Below are 18,141 nucleotides of genomic sequence, written 5' to 3'. Positions count from 1 at the left end.
CTTTCAGGCGGTGCGGCGAAGCTCGGCGGCCTTGCGGCAGCACTCCGCACAGATGGGGGAGAGGGCGTCCATCTGGTGGACGTTGGTGTGGAAGTCCGCGGTGGGCTTGGTCAGGCCACAGCCGCCAACGGGCGGGCACGTCTTGATGTCGTGGGGGTGGGCGGCCCACTGGTCGGCGATGAGCTGGAGCACGTCGCGGGATGCGAGGTCATGGCGGTAGCTGCGGCCCAGCTCGCGGCGCTCGACGTTGCGGGCCTGCTGCTCACGGAGCGCCGGGGACTTGCGGCGGCAGCGGCGGCAGACCTTGGGCGGGCGGCCCGCGCCGGTCTCGCCCCGGTCGCGGAAGTCGGCGGGGGTGTTCTTCTCGACGTTGCAGCTCGGGCAGACGCGGGTACGGGAAACGGGCATGAGATGCTCCAGACGTGTGAGATGTGGGCGTGGCCCCGCCGCCCCTTGCCTGAAAAGGTCGGTAGCGGTGCGGCGGGGCCGGGGGGTCAGAGCGCGGAGAGGTCCGCGCCGCTGATTGGTGTTGCAGAGGAGTGCGCCTGGGTGCCCACTCCTACCCGAGCGATTTCTGGGGCGGCCTGCTCGGGGTGCGCAGAGATGCGCGGGGTCCGCTTGATCCCGGCGAAGACCTGGCCGACGGCCTCCTTGCGGACGTGGATGCCGCGCTCCTTGAGAGCGCCATAGAAGGCGCGGCGGCTCCAGCCCTGGAGGTCCCGGAGGTTCTCCTCCTCGGCCCAGGCCTGGAAGGCGGCCCAGAGGTCCGCGCCCTTGACCTTGTGCTCCTCGTCGGCGCGCTCGAAGACGCCGGGGAGGAAACCCTGGAGGATGTCGGAGGTGTCGCGGTACTGCTTGGACGCATCGCGGACGGTGGCGGGGTCTCCCAGCCCCTCGGCGTACCACTCGCGGGAGCCGCGGACGGCCCACGTCAGGATCCCCTCGGCCTCCGCCAGGAGCTTGTCGCCCAGGCGGGGGTCGCGCTCCTCGGGGGCGAAGTAGCGCTCCCAGTTCACGAGCTTGACGCGCCGCCAGAGGCCCTCATCCTGGCCGCGGAAACCGGGCTCGAAGTTGGTGGCGAGCTGGAGGAGGAAGGCAGGTCGGAACTCGAAGAACTCTTGCCGCATGAAGCGGGCCGCGATGAGGTCGCGCCCGGTCACGCGCTTGAGCATGGCCTCGGCCATCCGCTTGCCCTGCTCGCCCTCGGAAGCCATGACCAGGCGTGCGCCCTTGAGGGCGGCCAGGTCGTTGGGGATGCCTCCGGAGGGCTTGGACTCGAACGTGGAGAAGGGCGTGGTGGTGGTGATTTCTCGGAAGACCTCGGTGAGGGTGTCCGTGAAGACGCTCTTTCCGTTCGCGCCCTTGCCCAGGTGGATGACGAAACACTGCTCGGTCGTCAGGCCGGTGATGCCGTAGCCGATCAGGCGGCGCATGAAGGCGGGCATGTGCTTGTCGCGCGGGAAGACCTCGGCCAGGAACGCCTCCCAGCGCGGTGCCTTGGCCTCCGGACGGTAGGTCAGCGAGATCTTGCGCGACAGGAGGAGGTCCGGGTCATGCGGTCGGAGCTCGCCGGTGCGAAGGTCGATGACGCCGTTGTTGACGGCCAGGAGGTCGGGGTGCTGGTCGAAGTCCTGGATGGACGCCGGGACTCCCTCGACGGCTTGCAGCTCGCGGAGCATCGAGTCAATGCCGCGCGACGTCTGGACGTGCTGGGAGTAGCGGGTGAAGCGGCCAGCGCGGGCCTTGGCGCGGTCGCGCTCCTCGTCGGTGCCTCCGGCGTCCTTGGCGACGTTCGCTTCCCGAGCCAGGCGCTTGACCACGTCGGCGACGGCCTGGGCGTGGGTGCGGACGGTCTGTCGGTCATCGATCCGCCAGACGCCTGCCTCCAGGATCAGGAAGCCAGCCTCGGCGGTGTACTTGACGCCGGAGCTGCGCGACTTGAGGTAGTCGCGGAGGTAGCGCGCGCCGCCCAGGTCGGAGAGCGCGTAGGTGTCCTCGTCCCAGGCGAGCAGGGCCGCCTCGCGGGACTTCACGGGCTTGGCCTGGGTGATGGCCCGGATGACGTCGCGGGAGAAGCCCTGGGGGTCCTTGGCGCGCCAGTCGGTGAGGTCCAGGCCATCGTCCATGTTCAGGACGCGCACGCGGATGTCGCGCTTGGTCAGGCCCTCGGCGAGGGTGGCGGAGAAGCGGCGGCCAGCCGGGTCCCCGTCCCCAGCGATGACGGCCTCGCGGTCGCCGATCCAGCTCGCGACCTCGTCCAGGATGGCGGGGTTGTTGACGCGCGCGGCTCCAGCGATGCCGATGGTGTCGTAGCCCAGAGCTGCGCCGGTGAGCGCGTCGCCGGGTCCCTCACAGATGAGGACCTCGTCCCAGCCGGACGCGCCAGGGAAGTAGCCCAGCGGGGACCATGCGCCGCCCTCGGGCGACTTGGGACCCTGCCAGCGGACGGCGGCCTCCTTGTCCAGGGCACGGGCCTGGAAGCCTCGGGCGACGCCGTCGGGCGTACGGAAGGGGACCACCAGGCGGGGGCCGCCGCCGATGTCGTCCACGAAGCCCAGGCCCAGGCGCTCAGCGTCGGAGGCGTTGATGCCGAAGCGGTGTTCGGCATACAGAAGCGCCTCGCGCGCGTCGTTCAGCTCGCCCTCGTAGGAGTCGCCGAAGGCCTCGGCGGAGCTGATGACGGAGGCGTAGCCGTCCAGCTTCACGGCGAGAGAGGCGATGGCGGCAGGAGAGGCAGCGACGGCGGAGGTCGCCTTGACGTTGCGCGGGACCTCGTCGCCCGGGGTCATGCGGGCGAGGTCGCGCATGGTCAGCTTGAGGGCCGTCATGACGGCGGGGGTCTCGCACATGGCGCGGCAACGAACCAGGACCTTGCCCGCCTCGGAGACGGTGACGCGGAGGGAGGCGTGGGAGTCGTCGTGGGCGGGGCAGGTCGCCAGGTAGCCGTCGGCGGCTTCCTCCACGTCGGGGAGTCGGGACAGAAGGTCAGAGAGGCGCATAGGTGCGGGTCCTTTCGGTAGGTCGAAGAGGAGTGGGCCTGGGTGCTTGGAGGTGCCCAGGCGCGGGGCACGGGGAGATACCGCCTGGGGGCGTGGCGGTGCCCAGAAACGACGAAGGCCCCCGCCTCGGGAGTGAGGAGGGGGCCTGTCGGGGGTGGGTGCTCAGCGCGGGATCGGCAGCCCTCGCGCGTGGCGGTCCTTGAACTCGCGGAGGAGCTTGGCGAAGGTCGCCACGTCCATGACCGCGTAGCCGTCGGCGATGGGCTTTCCGGGCCGCTTGATGAAGGCGACGCCGTAGGGCTGGCCTGCTCGCGGGGCCTGGACGTTGGCACCGGCGACGCCGTCGCGGAGCGCGGAGGCCATGTCCTTGTAGGCCTTGCACTGGCCTGCGAAGGGGTCGATGCCGTGGATGTCGCCGGTATCGAGCTGGCCGGTCTGGGCGACGCGACGCGCCGGGATGCCGTGCTCCTGGAGGTACTTGACCACGGCGGACTCGTAGGCGGTGCCCTTGCGCTTGGCGGCGTTAGCCACGGGGCGCTCCTGAGTGCATGGCGTTGCGGTTCGCCGTGTCGAAGACGCGCCGCGCGCGGGAGTCCGGATCCAGCGACTCGCGCACGAGCAGGATGGCGAAGCGCGGAGTCACGACGACTGCGCGGGTAATGAGGCCCTCCAGGCTACTGGCGTTCAGCGGCGTGCCAATGCGGAACTCCTCGATGCCCAGGGCCTCGGCGTAGCCCTTGCCGTCATGGACGGAGGTGGCCAGGACGATGGTGCAGGCGGGCCTCATCGGGCGGCTACCTTCACGAAGCGGCCAAGCGCTGCCTCGATGTAGACGGTCTGCGCCGGTCCCCAGGCGTCGTCCTCGGGCTGGATCCGGATCTTGACGTGGGAGCTGCCGTAGCCGCGCTCATGCCTGGCGATGTGGAGGACGTGGCCGAAGCGGAGACGCGGCGAGCGACCCCAGGTGGTCGCGTAGACGACGCGATCCCCTGCGCGGACGGTCTGCCCATCGGCGTCGGTGACCTCCTCGACATCCTCGATCCAGGATGTGGGGCGGGCGGCGCTCATCGTGCCCACTCCACGAGCTTGTCGGGGATGTAGCCGCCCCAGGCGTCCAGCTCGGTCTTGCCGACGCCGCCTTCCTCCTGGGTGACGATGACGTAGGGGGTCTGGCGGACGCCACGAGCCTCCAGCATGGCGACGGCGGAGGCATTGCGCGGGTCCGTCACGTCCACGGAGATGTAGGCACCTCGCCACCCGTCCTTCTGGAGCTGGTCCAGCTTGCGCTTGGTGGCGTTGCACTGCTGGCACGCGGGGCGTGCGTCCTCGGGCTTGGTGTAAACGGTCATGAGAGGGGGGTAAAGCATGGGGATCTTTCGATACGGAGAGACCCCCGCCCCGTCGGTTCAGACGGCAGAGCGGGGGTCTCAGAGAGGGAGGGAACTAGCTGGAGGGGTGCCGGTCAGGCTGCGGCGGCCTCCGCGGTCTCGATGGCCGGAGCCGCGCCCAGGACCTCGATTTCCGTGGCGGTGAAGCTCACCATCTTGCCCTTGCGCTCGCCCGTCTTGGCCTTGAAGGAGACCGGCACGAGCTTGAGGCGGAGGAGCGCCGGACCGCCGACGTTCTCGATCTGGCCCTCGATGTCCTCGGCGGCGAGGAAGTGCGCCAGGCCCCAGGAGTTGGACTTGAGGACGAAGATGCCCAGCTCGGGGTCGTCGGCCAGGCGGAAGGTCAGCTCGGCGGAGGGGTTCGCGCCCCAGGTCTTCTTGTCCTTGCGCTCCTGGAAGGTCAGGTCGGCGTCCGGGTCGCGCTGCTCGGTCGGGTGTCCGGCGTCGTCCAGGATGAACTCGCCATCCGAGATGTAGACCGGCTTCCGGTCGGTGCCCCAGAGGATCATGCGCTGGCGGATGGCCTTGGCGCTCTCCACGATGACGTCGATGGCCTTCGCGTCGGTGAAGACCTGGAGGTTGCGCTCGGACTTGGTCTCCCACTCCTCGGGAGCCTCGCCCTCGTACAGCTCGTGAACGCGCTCGGCCACGTCCGGGTCGCCGGTCGTGATGCGCCACTCCTCCAGGGCGGACGGGACGCCGTCCAGGGAGTAGCCGGAGTGGAGCTGGCCCACGAAGTCATCGGAGAAGCGCTGGCGCGGCTTGGGCTGGTTCTCGGGGTCGGTGCCGAAGATCTTGAGTGCCATGTGGTGGTCCTTGTCAGTGTGTTGGACCCCCTCGCGGGGGCGTGTCGGGGTGACAAGGAGGAGTGGGCCTGGAGGGGGCTAGCTGCCCATATCGGATGTGCGCCGGGAACGCAAGAAGGCCCCCGCCGTTCGCCGGATCGTGGCGAGGGCAGGGGCCTTCTAGGTGGGGGGTCAGAGGTCAGATGTGCTCATGCAGCCTCCAGGAGTGAGTACAGCTTGGGGTCGTCCGGCTCATACGCTGCGAGGAGGTCGCAACGCTCGTCCGGGGTCACGAGGCCGCGCCCACCTCGGTGGCGGCGGCGACGTTCGGGAACAGGGACAGGAAGCCGTTTCGCGGGCCGTAGGCCGTCAGATCGTAGGTCTTGCCCACGCGGATCTTGGCGTACAGGTCGGCGCTGTTCCACTGGCCCGTGGACAGCTCGTCCTCGACCATGAACACGCCGCATGAAGTGGCGATCACCTTGCGCGACGACTTGGACTGCACGTCCACGTACTTGTCGGTGACGGTGCAGCCGGTCGTCGGGCCGCCGCTGTACGGCACGCCGCAACCCGTGAGAGCGACGGCGGCGAGCGCGACCCCGGCGAGGGCGGTGGCGATGCGGGTCTTGATCTTCATGTGTTGTCCTTCGTCTTGGAGCTGCTGGGGCTGGTTAGCGACACGAGGGGCCGCCGCCGTGACTGGCCGCGGACTGGCCGATCAGGAACCACAGGAACCACGGAGTGGAGTCCTGGTGGATGATGGTCGGCTGCTGCCGCGGTGCCACCGGATACGGTGCCGGGACGGGCTTGGGCACCGGCGCGGGCGCAGGCTTGGGCTTGGGCTTGGGCTGGGGTGCCGGTGCTGGCTTGGGCGCGGGAGGCGGGTTGTACCGCGGAGTCGTCGTCCGGGGTGCCGGAGCGGGCTTGGGGGCGACATGCGGGATCACGGGGACGTGAGGGATCACGGAGACCGCGGGCACCATGGCCGCGCGCGGCGCGGAGGCATCGCACTTCGCCGGGGCACAGCCAGTCAGGGCTAGCGCGGCGATGGCCGCCACGCCGACGCCGGAGAGGATCCGAGTTCGGAGCTTCACAGAGCAGCCCCGTTCTGCGGCGTGGGCGGGTCGGCGGGGCCGTCCAGGAGCGCGTGCACGTAGGGCGTCCACTCGTAGACGCGCTCGGCGTGCTCGGCATCGGAGTTGAAGGTGTCGGCGATGCTTGCGACCTCGGGGGCGAACATGACGAAGACGGCGGCCAGCTCGCGCTCGGTGTCGATCACGGCGCGCGCGCTTCCGGCCCCGTCCCGGACAGTCCCGGGGCGGAAGCGGGGCGCGGTCACTTGCTCGCCTCCTTGATGGCGCGGCGGTAGGCGGCGCGCTCGATGGAGCGCTGCGCCAGCGCGACGCTGCGGCGGGCCTTGCGGTTCTGGCCCGGGACGCGCATGGCGCTGTCCAGGCGATCACCACGACGGCGCGTCGCGCGCTCGGCGGGCGTCTCCTGGCCCGCGTAAACGTGCTTGTCCAGGCGGTTGAGGGCCACCAGGATGGCGCGCTGGAACGGGTTGATCTTGGGAAGGCTCATCGTGCGGTCTCCTCGGTGAGGCGGATCAGGGGCAGGTCGCTGGGGTGCGGGGTGCGGGGCTCGGGTGCCCCGGAGGTGGACCAGAGCACGTGCCAGTCGCCGCGCTCGTTGAGGTGGTAGCCCAGAGCGGGGCTTCCCCACGAGGCGTTGCGGTAGAAGCCCGGTTCGGTCGGGAGCTGCGGGTTGGCGCGTTCCAGGGTGACGCCGTCGGCAGCGGCCATCTCGTCCAGCTCGATGTCGTCGGTGTCCACGTTCAGGCCAGGGACATCGACGTAGAGGCCATAGTGGGCGTGCTTGCGCACGGGGGCGACCAGGGCGGCGTCGCCCTTGGAGATGCGGACGATGTCGCCCTCGCGGAGGTCTGCGAGATTGACGGGGGAGAAGGTGCGTTCGGTCATGTGCTGGCCTTTCAGAAGGGCTTGATGAGTCGGAGGTGGTAGGCGGCGTGGGCCTCGTCGGCGCGGATGCCGCTGCCCAGCTCGTCCGCGGGGATGATGCGCGGGGACCCGAACAGGTCGGCCTCCAGGACGGAGGTCAGGACCACGGCCATGCCGTTGCGGTCCACGGCCCAGAGGTCGCCCTCGAAGTCGCGATAGACGCCGGGGGCGAGGTCGTCGGGCTGGGTCTCGGAGCGGGTCACAGCTCGGTCCCCTTGATGGCGGCCATGACGGCGGTGACCTTGTCGGAGACCTCGTCCACGCTGGAGCCACGGAGCTGGAGCTTGAGGACCTCGGTGGAGTCCTTCCGGACCTTCCCGGTGGTGACCTTGCGCACCTCGCGCCCGTAGCTGTCGCGGAGTGAGTCCGTCTCCGGAGTGCTCGTCGTCGCGTGGACGGTCACCACGGCGGTGAAGTGCTGCTCTGCGGTACTCATGCCTGGGCCTCCGGGAAGAGGTGGATGGCCGTGAGTGGGCCGAAGTCGGCGGCCAGAGCCGCCGCGTCGACCGGGACGAACGCCATGCGGGCGAACTCCTGGTATGTCGGCGCACCCTCGGCGTGGTCGGCCAGGGCGACGGCGGTCTGATCCAGGAGGACGGCCCAGACATCGCCGTCGCGGTCGTGGTAGACGCCGGGAGCGATCGTCACGGCCTCGGTGGTCTCGGTGGTCTCGTTCACGCTGCGGCCTTCTCGGTCTCGGTGGCGTCGGCCTTGATCTGGGCGGCGAGGGTCTCGATCTGGGCGGTGTCCAGGGTCGTGAGCACTACATCCAGCTCAGCCGCGACCTGGGCTGCTTCGGCGGCGAGCGCCTCGGGGTCCGGCTCGGGGTCGGTGTCGCTCAGCTCGCGGAAGGGGCCGTACTCGGCGGCCCAGGCGGCGAGGTTGAGGATGGGGTGCGTGTACTCGACGCCGTAGCGGCTGACCACGGTGGAAGCCTGGCCCCGCTCGTTGATCTGGAGGTGCGCGCGGTCGCCCAGCTTCTCGGACTCGTACTGTCCCGGCTCGCTCGGCGTGGTGATGGGGTACTCCATGGGGTTTCACTCCTCTGGGGTTGTTGTTGGTGACGAAGAGGAGTGGGCCTGGGTGCTCGGGGCTGCCCAGAAAATGCGAAAAGCCCCCGCGGCCACCTCGTGAAGAGGGGCGACGGGGGCCTGTCGGGGAGTCCCGCTAGGCAGCGGCGGGAAGGGCCTCCAGGCTCGGGCCGGGGAGGCTCGGGCGGTCGTGGCCCTTGTAGTAGGCGTAGCCAGCGAGGGTGTCGCCGATGCGCCGGGAGCGGCGCGCTCCCATGTAGGGGAGGAGCTGCGCCATGAGGGTAGCGGCGCGCTCTCCGGATACCTCGGCGTTCCAGGTCGTGGAGGCCGGGGGCCGCTTGAGCGAGGCGCGCACGGACGTTCCCATGAGCTGCGCGGCGCGGTCTACCACGTCGCGGTCGGTCATCTGGAGGCGGATACGCGGGTAGCGCTGCCGGTGAAGGTCGAACGCGCCTTCGCCCTCCAGGAGACCGGCCAGCCAGATGAGGGCGGCGCGGTCCCCGTGGATAGGGAGGTCAGCGGTCACTCGTCGGTCCCCACGTAGCGCTCGCTGGCGACCACGAGCGTCTGGATGAACGCATGCACGCGGCGACCGTTGCGCGACCCCATGGCGAGCGCGCGGGTCGCCTGTGCTTTGGCGGCGGGGCGGGTCGCGTAGGGGCCGTAGATCGTCGTGTGGTCGCCGCTCGCCAGCTCGTAGACCGCGCGGACGTAGAAGGCGCGTCCGGTGTCGTCGCTCGCCCGCCTAGCCACGGGCGGCCCCCGTGGCGTAGGCGGAGACGCGCGCGAGGTCGCGGGTGTCCTGGCGACGGCGGGCGCGCGCTGCGCGAGCCTCGGCGCGGAGGCGGCGCTTCTCGGCACGGATGGCCTGGGTGACCTCGTGGAAGGCCTGGCCCAGGCCGCGACGGAGCTGGCGGGCCTCGTCCAGGGTGTTGGCCTCCAGGCTGCCGTCTACGCTGATGGCGGTCAGCGAGACCAGGACGTGCGGACGTCCCTCGGCGAGGGTGGCGGACAGGTGGTAGCTCATGATGCGGCTGCATCCTCTCGGGCTTCTGCGATCCACTCGTGGATCGTCTGGATGGGGAGTTGAAGGGCACCGGCCACGGCCACCTCAGCGCGAGCGCCGAAGGAGGCGGCCCAGCCGTCCAGGACTGCGACGCCGTCGGCGTGCTTGGCCACGGCCTCGACGTCGCGGGCGATGGCTTCGCGGCGCATGGCCCCTGTCCACTCGGCGGCGGGGTCTACGCCTGCGTCCTGATCCAGCTCGTGCGGGCTGATGACGTTGAAGCCCCAGATGCGAAGCTCCGCGGCGGCGTCGATGAACGCGGGGTAGTTCCAGTGCGGGATGCCGGTCATGGGGCCGGAGATGTAGAGGGTGAAGCGGTCGGCCTCACCCTCTACGGTCTCGACGTCCGGCGTTGGGGCGTCGCTCACTTGGCGGCCTCCAGAGCGGTGACCAGGTCGGCCACCTCGGAGAGCGCGCGGGCGCGCCGGTCGCGGAGGCGCGCCACCTCGCGCTCGTGGTAGCTGATGTCGGCGGCGAGGGAGTCCGCCGTGCGCTGGGCGTTGTCGCGGGCCTGGGTCAGGGCCTCACGGACTGCGGATGAGGTGCTCATGCAGAAGCCTCCGTGTACGGCGGGTACAGGTCGGAGGGGAGCGACCACGCCACGTTGCCGGAGTCCTCATCGGCGCTGTAGGTGACGTCCTCGGGGCGGAGCGTCCCGGCGTTCAGCATCGCGAGCGAGTAGCGCATGTGCGCGATCCGGGCGGGCTCGGCGGAGCCGCTGCGGCCTGTGAGGAAGTCGGCCACGCGGCCTCGCTCGTTGTCCCGGATGCCATGATCGCCGGTGCGGTCGATGACTTCCACGAAGCGCTGGGGAGCGGCGGGTTCCGTCGGCGGGTCGCTCGGTGGGCTCGACTGCGGGTCGATGGCGTCGGCGAGTGCGCGGAGATAGGTGGTGGTATCGCGCGTCACCTCGGACATATCCAGGCGGATTTCGATGATGCTCATGGGCGGAGGGTGTTTCCTGTCTGTGCGTGAGGGGTACGGTGGCGGCGCACGAGCTTGGCCCCATCGGGGCCGCTGGCGACGGGCGTGGAGACGACGGTCCTCTTGAGGTCGTCCCACTCGAAGACGCGCCGGAGGTCCAGGAACATCTCGAACATGGTTTCGTCGGCGCGGACGGGCGTCAGGTGCCAGCCCTCGGGGCGGACGTGGAGGACGGCGGCACCGTCTCCGGGGTCGTTCGCCGTGCGGGTGCCGTCGGGCGACATGATGAACTCCGCGAAGCGGTACGCGGAGAGCTGGAGGCCGACTTCATCGTGAACGCCGCTGCGAGTCGTCTTGTTGTCCAGCCAGATGACCTGACCGTTGATCTTCGCCTTGGCGTCGAAGGATCCGGCGTAGCCGTACTTGTCGCTCCAGACCGTGTCCTCCATGGCGAGGTACTCGGGCTGACACACGTCCAGGAACTCAGCGAAGTGGTCGCGGTACGGGCGGAGGAACTCGGGCAGGAAGCGTGCCTTGACGTCCTCGCCGCCCGCCATGCGCTCGAAGATGTCATGCGCTGCGGTGCCCTCGTCGGCTGACTTCTTGGTGAAGCGACGGGGGGTGCCCTTGAGCATGTCGATGGCGGCCTCGGGGTTGCGCCGCATGAGAGGGATCAGCTCGTCAAGGTTGTTGACTGCCTCCTCGGCCACGAGCTTGGCGGCCCAGTGCTGGAGGAAGTCCTTGTTGATGTTCTTGAGGATGGAGGTGACGCCGGGGTGCTTGGTGCCGTTTCCGGGGTCCACGTAGAACCGGCCAGCGGCGCGGCTCAGAGTCTTTACTTTGGGGGTCGTCATGGGGCCAGGGGCCTCCTTGCGTGTCGGGGATTGGTGACACGTAGGAGTGCGCCTGGCGAGGTGCCAGTGCCCAGTCGGGGCGGGGCGGTGACGCTATGACGCAGAAACCGTCATTTCCCTATCCCGCCTTGAAGGAGAGATCCCTAGAAGGTGGAAAGAGAAATGACGGTTTCTGCGTCAGATCGTCAGGAGAGCCGCTCCTGCGCCGCGGCGACGGCTGCGGCGAGGTTCTCGAACTCGGCGAGGATGCGTTTCTGCTGCTGCGGCGTCGTCCCCTCCGGCCACCCGGAGACGCGCGAGACGCCCAGCCGCGCCAGGTTGGCGACCATGGACACGTCGTGGACGTCGTCCAGCTCAGAGCCGCCAGCGAAGAGGGACACTACGCGGCTGTCACGCTCCTTACGGCGGCGGCCACGCTCGACGGATGATCCAGCGGAGAGGCCCAGCGCCTCCACCTCCTTGGCGTGGCGCTCTCGGAGGAGCGGAGAGACATGGTAGCGGATGGCTGCCTGGACAGAGGCGCGGTCGTCGCGGGGGACCCCCGCCTCGTCCTGCGCCCGGGTGACGAACTCGCGATACTCGGCGGAGCGCCCCAGAAGGTCGGGGGATCCGTCGCGCATCTGGAAGTGAGGGCGGGCGTCCACGAGAGCGACGGCGGCGGCCCTAGCGGCCATGGTCCGCACCTCGCGCTCCTTGGAGTGCATGAACGTGCGCATGCCGTCAGCGGCACGCCGCTGTAGCTCGGCTACAGCCGAAGGGACTGCAGAAGTGGTCATGTTGCCCACGGTAGCACCGAAGGCTCCTTGCGCAAGGCTCCACACGCCAGAAGCCCCCCACGCTGGTGCATGGAGGGCTTCATCATAGGCGGTCAGGGTTTCAGCGCCGTGACCATGTCATCCACGGCGGAGGCGAGGCCGTCGCGCGTGGAGTCGTTCGTCAGGACGTAGGTGGTGGAGTAGTGGTCCAGCGCCGTCTCGCTCGGGTGATCGTCCGTGGACGGCGCGAGCATCGGGCGGACGATGCGGACCGTTTCGCCGTACTTCTCGATCAGCTCGGCCTCGTTCGGGAAGCGCACGTCCGTGAAGACCAGGGGCGTCTCGGCAGCCTGGATGCGCTGCTCGGCGAGCACAATCCAGAGGTCGTCTCCGATCAGGTCACGGAGGCCGTACTGCTTGCCCAGGACGTCGCGGACGCCCTCCGTGCCGAGGCGCTGGAGGAAGCGACGGAACTCCGGGAAGTGCTCCTTGGCCTTCTCGTAGCCGTAGAGGCGGAGGGCGTCGGAGTAGTAGATCGGCGTCGGCATCCCGCGCGGCTCCCATGAGGAGGCGGGGGCCTCCTGCCAGCCGACGACGGGGTCGATGGCGAGGGCCATGTCGCGGAGCGGATCCGCGAAGGCGATGGGCGTGTAGCCGTGCTCGACCAGGGCGCGGGCGGTCGTGTCCTTGCCGGTGCGCTTCTTGCCCACCAGGCCGATGACGTGGGGGGCGGTCGGCAGCGGCTTGCCGTCGGCGTCGATGCGCCGGAACGGGCCGACGTCCTTGGCGTAGCTCGCGAAGTTCTCGATGATCCAGGTGCGCTCGTCTCGCGGGGGCAGGGGGACCTCGGCGGCTCTGCCGTCCTCGAAGACTCGGATGGGCCAGAAGTCGGCACTGAGCGGGTAGCCCGCTGCCTCGTACAGCCCCGGCTCGGTCGGGTGGGCGATGGGGTAGGTGTCGGTCGCCATGCGGCGCTCCTCTCGATAGGTGTCCCGGAGGAGTGCGCCTGGCGGCGCGTGGGTGCCCAGGACGACGAAAAGCCCCGACTCTTGGGGTCGGGGCGTTTAAACGCGCGCAAGTCTCCTTGCGTGGGATCGGGTGTTCGCGGTATGGTCGCTCGCGGGGACGCCCTCGCCGATCTGCTGGGGGAACGGCGAAAGGCCCCCGTGCGGGGCTCGTGGGGAGCCAGCACGGGGGCCTTTGTCATGCGGTCAGACGCTCGGCACGAGCGACGCGGAGCCAGTCCCGCCGCCCGCTGCCGCCACGCCCTTGAGCAGGGACATGAGCGCTGCGGTGCCCGCGCCGATGGCGAGAGCAAGCGGGGTGTCGCCCGCGATGAGGTCGAAGCCGTCCAGCGTCATGACGGCGAGCGCGCCGCCTGCTGCCGATGTGATGACGCGCTCGGCGAGGTCCGCCCAGAAGCGGGCCGTGAAGAGGGGCCGCTGGCTGGCTTCGCGGAGCTGCGCGCGGGTGAGGGGATTGGTCATACGGGGGTCTCCTCCGTGGGGGTCTCGATGGGGGTCTCGGTGGGTGCCTCCGGTTCCGGCGCGGGGGCCGGGGGCTGGATGAGGGGCTGGACGTGCGCGAGGATCACGGCGTCAGGGATCACGCCCTCGTCCTTGCCCGGGGCGGGCACGCCGGTCTCGCTCGCGGCCTTGTATGCGTCGGCGAAGTCGGGGTTAGCGACGATTTCCCAGATGCGCCGGTCGATGAAGTGCTGAGGATCCGGGAGGCCCTCGGACCCCGCGCAGGCGTAGAGACGCTGGCGGAGGTCCGGGTCCCGGGTCATCTCGGCAATGGCGTTGTAGGTCATGCGGTTCCAATCCAGGTGTCGGTGGTGGGCCAGGACTCGCGGACAGCGGTCCCGGCAGGGAGGGCGACGGAAGCGGAGGCAACCGTGTTGAGGCCCGCTGCGGGGAGCGCAGGGCCGGAGTAGTTGCCCGCCACGATGGTCGCGGCGTCCCACCAGACATCCGCGGTCCCGGCGCGTCCGCCGTGGCCGAAGATCACAGCGGCGCTGGCCGACGTGTCGGGCTGGTAGACGCGAAGCTCGGTATCTCCCGCGACGTTCGGGGCCTGGGCCTGTGGCGTGGTGCCGCCGTTGATGCGGAGGGCTCGGGAGTACGCCGCGAGCGGCTCAGCCAGCGGAGCCTCCAGGTGGGCGACTGCCACGCCCGTGACCGCTCCCGTCTTGTTGAAGTAGACGTAGGTGTTGGCCAGCGGGCCGGTGGCGATGAGCCGCATGGAGTACGTCCCGTACTTCGCCCAGCGCGCGGAGCGGATCGCGACGCATCCGGACATGGAGAGCCCTGGGATGCTCGTGCCTCGAAGCTCGCTCGTGCTCGCGTTCGCCGTGGCGGTCCAGCGGATGGTGAAGTCCGCGTCCCAGAGGATCGTCGGCGAGGCGTTGCCCGTGCCGGTCCAGGCGGACGCGAAGCCGGGAGGCGGGGTCACGCCTCCCGCGAGGGTGCGCGTCGGTGCCGTGCTGCCTGCGTAGGCCGTCACGCCGGTGATGTAGCCGATGTCCGACGCGCCAGCGTTGCCGGTGATCTTCTCGACGGCTGCGCTGGCGTAAGCGTTCGCGGCAACCTGGCCCGTGATCCACGTCCAGGTGTTCGCGGCCAGCGCCACCGGGGCATTGCTGAGGATCCGCGCCTGGTAGCCATCCGCGGTGACGTAGAACCATGCGCCAATGGCACGGGCAGGGCCAGTGTTCGTCAGCGCATCGATGTTGTAGAGCGACAGCACCAGGGTGGACGTCTGCCCGGGCGCGACCGTGCTTGAGGCGCACGTGGTGATCCCCTGCGGGTGTGCGGCGGGCACAGGCGCGTTCCGGGTGCTCGTCCAGATGGCCCCGTTGTTGTTGTTGAAGCCGGGGCCTGCGGCGTTCGCGTTCGGGTTGAGCGCCAGGTTGGTGGCGAGCACGGGCTGGGTCGCGCCGTCGAAGTAGCTCCCGACGACGGGCGAAAGCTCCATGATGGCCTGCTTGACCTTGAAGACCACGGCCTGCGTGGTCAGGGTGCGCACCATGAGGACGTGCGCGCCGGAGGTGGAAGAGCTGGCGTTCTCGGCCTTCACCCACTGCCACGTGCCGGTAGCCGTGAAATTGGTCTGTGCGGAGCCGGTGGTGCTGCCGTTCGCTCGCGCCTGGATGTAGAGCGAGGTCCCAGCCGGAGCGCTCACCCACATGCCGCCCGAGACGTTCGGTCGGGCCGTCGTGTCGTTCACCGCGTTGGTGACGACCCCTTCATTTGCCGTCGTGCCGGAGCACGTCACGGTAACCTCGCCCGCGGCGTAAGCGATCGTCGCGGCGAGCTGAGAGGCCCAGCTCGATACGGACGCCGGGGCCGGGTTCGTCAGGATGTTCGTCCGCACGACGACAGCCGGTCCGGCGTTCTCGAAGGACGGGTCCGCGAGGAGGTTGGTGGCGCTCTCGACGGTGACCTGCGCGCCGACACGGCGAACGCCGGGGGTCGCGCCGGGGCCGCTCTGAGACCAAAGAAGCTCACCCGCTGCCGCAGGGGCGGCGAGGGTGCGCTCAAGCCAGCAGGTAGCGCCCAGTCGGCGGAACGACGTAGCGCGGAAGTCTCCGTGGATCACGCTCCACTCGGTGGTGGAGGCCACGGTCCCGCCCGTCTTGAGCCAGCGCCACGCGCCGCTCGTGCCGTCCTCGTCGGTGTAGTAGGTGCCGGGGGCGGCAGCGACACGGCCCACGGGAGCGCCCCGCCCCCGAAGCTCGCGGATGGCGGCGGCGAGGGTGGCGTCACGGGCGGCCTCTGTGGCGGTCTTCGCCGAGGCGCTGGCCGTCTCGGATGCCTTGGCGGCGGTCTCGGATGCCTTGGCAGCGCCCGCGGAGGCGAGGGCATCGGTAGCGCTCGTGGTGGCGGTCTGGGCGCTCTCGGCGGCGGTGCGGTCGCTCGACGCTGCGGAGGTGGCGGCGGCGGAAGCCGTCGTCTCGGAGGCGGCGGCGCGGGTCTCGCTGAGGGAGGCTGCGGTCTGGGCGGCCTGCGCGAGGGCCGAGACCTCGGCGGCGTGGGTCTCGGACGCATGAGCCTGGGCCGCGGACGTGTCAGCGGAGGCGGCAGCCGTGACGGCGGTATCCCGCGCGGCGAGGGTGCGCGACTCTGCCCCGGATGCGCTCACGGCGGAGGCCTCGGCGCTCGTCGCGGCGGTCTCCGCACGGAGGCGTTCGGCCTCGGAGACGATGACGACCACGGACGGGGCCACGTCGGGCGTGGCCGTGAGGTTCAGATCCAGCGGAGCGTCTGCGGTGTGGATGTCCTCGACGCGGATGGGGAAGGTGCGCGGGCGTGCGCCCTTGAGGGAGACGGTGACCGTGTAAACGCCATGCACGAGCCAGACGCCAGGCGCGCCGTCGCTGTCGGTCAGGACGCCGTCCTTGATGGTCGCGCCCACGAGGGAGCGGGCGACGCCCCGGGCCGGGTCATGGAGGACCTGCTCCCGGTCCGGGGCGAACACGACGGAGCCCTGAGCCTGCGCCTCAGCGTGGAGCGGGGCGACTCCAGGCGGCGTGATGTAGTGGGCGACAACGTAGCCATGGGCGGAGGACATGGGGCTCCTTACTTGATGACGGCTTGGATGATGGAAGCGATGGCCGCGCCCGCGGACGCCGCGCCGATGATGCCCGTCCACAGGTCCCGCGGGGAGACGGTGCGGCGGGCTTCCTGCGCGCGGATGCGCGTCTCGTGGTCCTTGAGGGTGTCGGCGTGCGTCGGGACGATGGCGACGGAGTCACGGACCTCCAGGAGGAGGTCGTAGACCTCGCGGACCGTGATGGTGACGGGGGTGGGGCCGGTGGCGGTGCTCACGCGACACGCCCCAGGAGGGCGTTGATGCCGTCTCGCACCGACTCCAGCCAGGAGCGCTTGACCGGCACGGTGTCCGGCGTCGGGACCGGAGCCGGGGAGGCCAGCTCGCGGGCGCGCTTCACGATGCGGTCCAGGTCCATCGACGGGCCGGGGCACGCGGTAGCCCCGATGGACGGGTCCAGCGCGGCGCGCGCCTCGGAGTGGCCGAGGACGTGCTGGCGGTCGATGGGGAAGCCGTAGCGCTTCGCGGCCCAGACCACGAGCTGCGCGATCTGCTCGTGCGACTCGTCGGAGATGAGCCAGGTGGGCGCGCCGGTGACGTTCTGCGTCTCGACGGTCACGGCCTGCTGGTCGATGATGCGCCCGGTCGTCCACTGCCGGTCATCGGGGTGAACGATCTTCCGGGCGATGCCATCGGCACCGACGAACCACGTGGGCGAGACGCTGCGATCGTTCGGAGACATGAAGCGCTGCACCTGGGTGGCCGGGTCCCGCGGGTCGGCGGCGTGGTGAACGACGAAGTAGCGGACCTTGTCGGTGCGCGCCTCGCGGTTATCGGACCACTTCCCGAGCCACACGCCGGGGACGGCGGTGTCGTCGCTCGGGCGAGCCGGGGCCTTCACGGTCGGCGTCGCGGGCGAGGTCGGGTTGACGCCCACGCGCGGGAACGGCTTCCCCGTGTTGAGGAAGGCCTGGGTCTTGCGCCACGTCTCGGGGCCGATCAGGCCGTCCGGGCTGGCACCGACGGCGCGCTGGAGGGCCTCGTAAGTGACCGGGCCGGGGATGCCGTCGGACGGGACGCCGAGGGCGGTCTGGAGGCGGCCCCAGGTGTCCGCGCCCAGCTCTCCGTCGATCTTCGCTCCCGTGCGGTGCTGGAGCTTCGCGAAGGTGCGGACGCCGGGATCCCCGTCGGTGTCGATGGGGAAGCCCACCGCATCACAGAGCACGCCGAAGATGCCATCGGCGTCCAGGCGGTTGGCGACCTGCCAGGCGCGGAGCTTGGCGTCCGTCTCGGGGCCGTGGATGCCGTCCGGGTTCGCCCCGACAAGGCGCTGGATGTCGGCGGTGCTGCGCCCTGTGCGGTTCCAGCTCGTCGCGGCGTTGTTGCCGGATCCGGGCCGTCCGCGGAAGGTGTAGTGGACCTTGTCGGCGTTGCCGTACCACTCGAAGCCGAACTCGTTGAGCTTGCCGCGGTCGTCCGTGTAGTTGTAGACGTCCACCGCGATCCCGCCGTCCATGACGTGCGTGGACGTCTCGGGAGGCCGCGCAGGGATGAAGACGTTGGGGTCGCCTGCGTCGTAGGCGTCGATGAGCTTCTGCTGATCCTCGACCGTGCGCCCTGCGGAGTTGATGACGATGACGCCGTACTTGTCCTCCAGGGCGTTGATGGCGGCTGCGGCGTCGTCGCGAAGCCACATGCCGGGATGGTTCTTGAGGGCTGCCATTGGCTGGTCCTTTCGGGATGAGAAAGGGCCGCCCTCCTTGTGAGAGA

30 protein-coding genes are annotated in these 18,141 nt (G+C 70.1%); all 30 read right to left on the bottom strand.

Annotated features, from left to right (window positions below; translation table 11 throughout):
- Positions 1-3 precede the first annotated feature (3 nt).
- The gene (locus WFJ01_RS05710; protein WP_336628479.1) at positions 4-408 is read right to left on the bottom strand and encodes a hypothetical protein; all 405 of its coding nucleotides are present in this window, start codon (positions 406-408) and stop codon (positions 4-6) included.
- Between the two features lie 86 nt (positions 409-494).
- The gene (locus WFJ01_RS05705; protein ID WP_336628478.1) at positions 495-2,999 is read right to left on the bottom strand and encodes a phage/plasmid primase, P4 family; all 2,505 of its coding nucleotides are present in this window, start codon (positions 2,997-2,999) and stop codon (positions 495-497) included.
- A 162-nt stretch (positions 3,000-3,161) separates the two neighbouring features.
- The gene (locus WFJ01_RS05700) at positions 3,162-3,530 is read right to left on the bottom strand and encodes a hypothetical protein (RefSeq protein ID WP_336628477.1); all 369 of its coding nucleotides are present in this window, start codon (positions 3,528-3,530) and stop codon (positions 3,162-3,164) included.
- Entirely contained in the window at positions 3,523-3,786 is a 264-nt protein-coding gene (locus WFJ01_RS05695; protein WP_336628476.1) for a hypothetical protein, read from the bottom strand. The genes WFJ01_RS05700 and WFJ01_RS05695 overlap by 8 nt, the downstream gene beginning before the upstream one ends.
- Positions 3,783-4,067, bottom strand: a complete 285-nt coding sequence (locus WFJ01_RS05690; RefSeq protein WP_336628475.1) for a hypothetical protein — start codon at positions 4,065-4,067, stop codon at positions 3,783-3,785. The genes WFJ01_RS05695 and WFJ01_RS05690 overlap by 4 nt, the downstream gene beginning before the upstream one ends.
- Complete coding sequence (locus WFJ01_RS05685) at positions 4,064-4,348, bottom strand: glutaredoxin family protein (RefSeq protein ID WP_336628474.1); 285 nt, start codon at positions 4,346-4,348, stop codon at positions 4,064-4,066. Before WFJ01_RS05685 ends, WFJ01_RS05690 begins: the two co-directional genes overlap by 4 nt.
- A 113-nt stretch (positions 4,349-4,461) precedes the next feature.
- Positions 4,462-5,193, bottom strand: coding sequence for a recombination directionality factor (locus WFJ01_RS05680; RefSeq protein ID WP_336628473.1), 732 nt, complete (start codon positions 5,191-5,193; stop codon positions 4,462-4,464).
- Between the two features lie 268 nt (positions 5,194-5,461).
- Entirely contained in the window at positions 5,462-5,809 is a 348-nt protein-coding gene (locus tag WFJ01_RS05675) for a hypothetical protein (RefSeq protein WP_336628472.1), read from the bottom strand.
- Positions 5,810-5,843: 34 nt separating this feature from the next.
- Positions 5,844-6,266, bottom strand: a complete 423-nt coding sequence (locus WFJ01_RS05670) for a hypothetical protein (RefSeq protein WP_336628471.1) — start codon at positions 6,264-6,266, stop codon at positions 5,844-5,846.
- Positions 6,263-6,511, bottom strand: a complete 249-nt coding sequence (locus WFJ01_RS05665; RefSeq protein WP_336628470.1) for a hypothetical protein — start codon at positions 6,509-6,511, stop codon at positions 6,263-6,265. The genes WFJ01_RS05670 and WFJ01_RS05665 overlap by 4 nt, the downstream gene beginning before the upstream one ends.
- Positions 6,508-6,753 (bottom strand): hypothetical protein, encoded by a 246-nt coding sequence (locus WFJ01_RS05660; protein WP_336628469.1) that lies wholly within the window; start codon positions 6,751-6,753, stop codon positions 6,508-6,510. Before WFJ01_RS05660 ends, WFJ01_RS05665 begins: the two co-directional genes overlap by 4 nt.
- Positions 6,750-7,151 (bottom strand): hypothetical protein, encoded by a 402-nt coding sequence (locus WFJ01_RS05655; RefSeq protein WP_336628468.1) that lies wholly within the window; start codon positions 7,149-7,151, stop codon positions 6,750-6,752. The genes WFJ01_RS05660 and WFJ01_RS05655 overlap by 4 nt, the downstream gene beginning before the upstream one ends.
- 11 nt (positions 7,152-7,162) lie before the next feature.
- Positions 7,163-7,393 carry a hypothetical protein gene (locus WFJ01_RS05650; RefSeq protein ID WP_336628467.1) on the bottom strand — a complete coding sequence of 77 codons (231 nt, stop codon included), beginning with the start codon at positions 7,391-7,393 and terminating at the stop codon, positions 7,163-7,165.
- Complete coding sequence (locus WFJ01_RS05645; RefSeq protein WP_336628466.1) at positions 7,390-7,626, bottom strand: hypothetical protein; 237 nt, start codon at positions 7,624-7,626, stop codon at positions 7,390-7,392. The genes WFJ01_RS05650 and WFJ01_RS05645 overlap by 4 nt, the downstream gene beginning before the upstream one ends.
- Positions 7,623-7,868, bottom strand: a complete 246-nt coding sequence (locus tag WFJ01_RS05640) for a hypothetical protein (RefSeq protein WP_336628465.1) — start codon at positions 7,866-7,868, stop codon at positions 7,623-7,625. The genes WFJ01_RS05645 and WFJ01_RS05640 overlap by 4 nt, the downstream gene beginning before the upstream one ends.
- The gene (locus WFJ01_RS05635) at positions 7,865-8,221 is read right to left on the bottom strand and encodes a hypothetical protein (RefSeq protein ID WP_336628464.1); all 357 of its coding nucleotides are present in this window, start codon (positions 8,219-8,221) and stop codon (positions 7,865-7,867) included. The genes WFJ01_RS05640 and WFJ01_RS05635 overlap by 4 nt, the downstream gene beginning before the upstream one ends.
- Before the next feature lie 136 nt (positions 8,222-8,357).
- Positions 8,358-8,747: a hypothetical protein gene (locus WFJ01_RS05630; RefSeq protein ID WP_336628463.1), complete on the bottom strand. Its 390-nt coding sequence runs from the start codon at positions 8,745-8,747 to the stop codon at positions 8,358-8,360.
- Positions 8,744-8,974 (bottom strand): hypothetical protein, encoded by a 231-nt coding sequence (locus tag WFJ01_RS05625; protein WP_336628462.1) that lies wholly within the window; start codon positions 8,972-8,974, stop codon positions 8,744-8,746. The genes WFJ01_RS05630 and WFJ01_RS05625 overlap by 4 nt, the downstream gene beginning before the upstream one ends.
- Positions 8,967-9,248, bottom strand: a complete 282-nt coding sequence (locus tag WFJ01_RS05620) for a hypothetical protein (RefSeq protein ID WP_336628461.1) — start codon at positions 9,246-9,248, stop codon at positions 8,967-8,969. The genes WFJ01_RS05625 and WFJ01_RS05620 overlap by 8 nt, the downstream gene beginning before the upstream one ends.
- Positions 9,245-9,655: a DUF4406 domain-containing protein gene (locus tag WFJ01_RS05615; RefSeq protein WP_336628460.1), complete on the bottom strand. Its 411-nt coding sequence runs from the start codon at positions 9,653-9,655 to the stop codon at positions 9,245-9,247. The genes WFJ01_RS05620 and WFJ01_RS05615 overlap by 4 nt, the downstream gene beginning before the upstream one ends.
- Positions 9,652-9,837, bottom strand: a complete 186-nt coding sequence (locus WFJ01_RS05610) for a hypothetical protein (RefSeq protein WP_336628459.1) — start codon at positions 9,835-9,837, stop codon at positions 9,652-9,654. The genes WFJ01_RS05615 and WFJ01_RS05610 overlap by 4 nt, the downstream gene beginning before the upstream one ends.
- Positions 9,834-10,232: a hypothetical protein gene (locus WFJ01_RS05605; protein ID WP_336628458.1), complete on the bottom strand. Its 399-nt coding sequence runs from the start codon at positions 10,230-10,232 to the stop codon at positions 9,834-9,836. Before WFJ01_RS05605 ends, WFJ01_RS05610 begins: the two co-directional genes overlap by 4 nt.
- On the bottom strand, positions 10,229-11,065 hold the full coding sequence (locus tag WFJ01_RS05600) for a hypothetical protein (protein ID WP_336628457.1): 837 nt from the start codon (positions 11,063-11,065) through the stop codon (positions 10,229-10,231). Before WFJ01_RS05600 ends, WFJ01_RS05605 begins: the two co-directional genes overlap by 4 nt.
- A gap of 185 nt (positions 11,066-11,250) precedes the next feature.
- Positions 11,251-11,841 (bottom strand): hypothetical protein, encoded by a 591-nt coding sequence (locus WFJ01_RS05595; RefSeq protein ID WP_336628456.1) that lies wholly within the window; start codon positions 11,839-11,841, stop codon positions 11,251-11,253.
- A 92-nt stretch (positions 11,842-11,933) separates the two neighbouring features.
- Positions 11,934-12,788 carry a hypothetical protein gene (locus WFJ01_RS05590; RefSeq protein ID WP_336628455.1) on the bottom strand — a complete coding sequence of 285 codons (855 nt, stop codon included), beginning with the start codon at positions 12,786-12,788 and terminating at the stop codon, positions 11,934-11,936.
- A 243-nt stretch (positions 12,789-13,031) separates the two neighbouring features.
- Positions 13,032-13,307 (bottom strand): holin, encoded by a 276-nt coding sequence (locus WFJ01_RS05585; RefSeq protein ID WP_336628454.1) that lies wholly within the window; start codon positions 13,305-13,307, stop codon positions 13,032-13,034.
- Positions 13,304-13,633 (bottom strand): hypothetical protein, encoded by a 330-nt coding sequence (locus WFJ01_RS05580; RefSeq protein ID WP_336628453.1) that lies wholly within the window; start codon positions 13,631-13,633, stop codon positions 13,304-13,306. The genes WFJ01_RS05585 and WFJ01_RS05580 overlap by 4 nt, the downstream gene beginning before the upstream one ends.
- A complete protein-coding gene (locus tag WFJ01_RS05575) occupies positions 13,630-16,392 on the bottom strand; it encodes a hypothetical protein (protein WP_336628452.1) in 2,763 nt (920 codons plus the stop codon). The genes WFJ01_RS05580 and WFJ01_RS05575 overlap by 4 nt, the downstream gene beginning before the upstream one ends.
- An 8-nt stretch (positions 16,393-16,400) precedes the next feature.
- On the bottom strand, positions 16,401-16,649 hold the full coding sequence (locus WFJ01_RS05570) for a hypothetical protein (RefSeq protein WP_336628451.1): 249 nt from the start codon (positions 16,647-16,649) through the stop codon (positions 16,401-16,403).
- Positions 16,646-18,094, bottom strand: a complete 1,449-nt coding sequence (locus tag WFJ01_RS05565) for a peptidoglycan-binding protein (protein WP_336628450.1) — start codon at positions 18,092-18,094, stop codon at positions 16,646-16,648. Before WFJ01_RS05565 ends, WFJ01_RS05570 begins: the two co-directional genes overlap by 4 nt.
- Between the last annotated feature and the right edge of the window lie 47 nt (positions 18,095-18,141).

Origin of the sequence: Microbacterium sp. MMO-35, assembly GCF_037147555.1 — a bacterium.
Classification (GTDB): Bacteria; Actinomycetota; Actinomycetes; order Actinomycetales; family Microbacteriaceae; genus Microbacterium.
The sequence above is the reverse complement of the archived record's forward strand: the minus strand, read 5'-3'. Positions and strand labels throughout refer to the sequence as shown.

Coding starts and splice junctions, on each gene's coding strand:
- WFJ01_RS05610 (WP_336628459.1), bottom strand. CDS start 9,837: ATGAGCACCTCATCCGCAGTCCGTGAGGCCCTGACCCAGGCCCGCGAC.
- WFJ01_RS05575 (WP_336628452.1), bottom strand. CDS start 16,392: ATGTCCTCCGCCCATGGCTACGTTGTCGCCCACTACATCACGCCGCCT.
- WFJ01_RS05690 (WP_336628475.1), bottom strand. CDS start 4,067: ATGAGCGCCGCCCGCCCCACATCCTGGATCGAGGATGTCGAGGAGGTC.
- WFJ01_RS05600 (WP_336628457.1), bottom strand. CDS start 11,065: ATGACGACCCCCAAAGTAAAGACTCTGAGCCGCGCCGCTGGCCGGTTC.
- WFJ01_RS05580 (WP_336628453.1), bottom strand. CDS start 13,633: ATGACCTACAACGCCATTGCCGAGATGACCCGGGACCCGGACCTCCGC.
- WFJ01_RS05565 (WP_336628450.1), bottom strand. CDS start 18,094: ATGGCAGCCCTCAAGAACCATCCCGGCATGTGGCTTCGCGACGACGCC.
- WFJ01_RS05595 (WP_336628456.1), bottom strand. CDS start 11,841: ATGACCACTTCTGCAGTCCCTTCGGCTGTAGCCGAGCTACAGCGGCGT.
- WFJ01_RS05675 (WP_336628472.1), bottom strand. CDS start 5,809: ATGAAGATCAAGACCCGCATCGCCACCGCCCTCGCCGGGGTCGCGCTC.
- WFJ01_RS05620 (WP_336628461.1), bottom strand. CDS start 9,248: ATGAGCTACCACCTGTCCGCCACCCTCGCCGAGGGACGTCCGCACGTC.
- WFJ01_RS05655 (WP_336628468.1), bottom strand. CDS start 7,151: ATGACCGAACGCACCTTCTCCCCCGTCAATCTCGCAGACCTCCGCGAG.
- WFJ01_RS05705 (WP_336628478.1), bottom strand. CDS start 2,999: ATGCGCCTCTCTGACCTTCTGTCCCGACTCCCCGACGTGGAGGAAGCC.
- WFJ01_RS05590 (WP_336628455.1), bottom strand. CDS start 12,788: ATGGCGACCGACACCTACCCCATCGCCCACCCGACCGAGCCGGGGCTG.
- WFJ01_RS05645 (WP_336628466.1), bottom strand. CDS start 7,626: ATGAGTACCGCAGAGCAGCACTTCACCGCCGTGGTGACCGTCCACGCG.
- WFJ01_RS05635 (WP_336628464.1), bottom strand. CDS start 8,221: ATGGAGTACCCCATCACCACGCCGAGCGAGCCGGGACAGTACGAGTCC.
- WFJ01_RS05605 (WP_336628458.1), bottom strand. CDS start 10,232: ATGAGCATCATCGAAATCCGCCTGGATATGTCCGAGGTGACGCGCGAT.
- WFJ01_RS05695 (WP_336628476.1), bottom strand. CDS start 3,786: ATGAGGCCCGCCTGCACCATCGTCCTGGCCACCTCCGTCCATGACGGC.
- WFJ01_RS05680 (WP_336628473.1), bottom strand. CDS start 5,193: ATGGCACTCAAGATCTTCGGCACCGACCCCGAGAACCAGCCCAAGCCG.
- WFJ01_RS05660 (WP_336628469.1), bottom strand. CDS start 6,753: ATGAGCCTTCCCAAGATCAACCCGTTCCAGCGCGCCATCCTGGTGGCC.
- WFJ01_RS05585 (WP_336628454.1), bottom strand. CDS start 13,307: ATGACCAATCCCCTCACCCGCGCGCAGCTCCGCGAAGCCAGCCAGCGG.
- WFJ01_RS05710 (WP_336628479.1), bottom strand. CDS start 408: ATGCCCGTTTCCCGTACCCGCGTCTGCCCGAGCTGCAACGTCGAGAAG.
- WFJ01_RS05685 (WP_336628474.1), bottom strand. CDS start 4,348: ATGACCGTTTACACCAAGCCCGAGGACGCACGCCCCGCGTGCCAGCAG.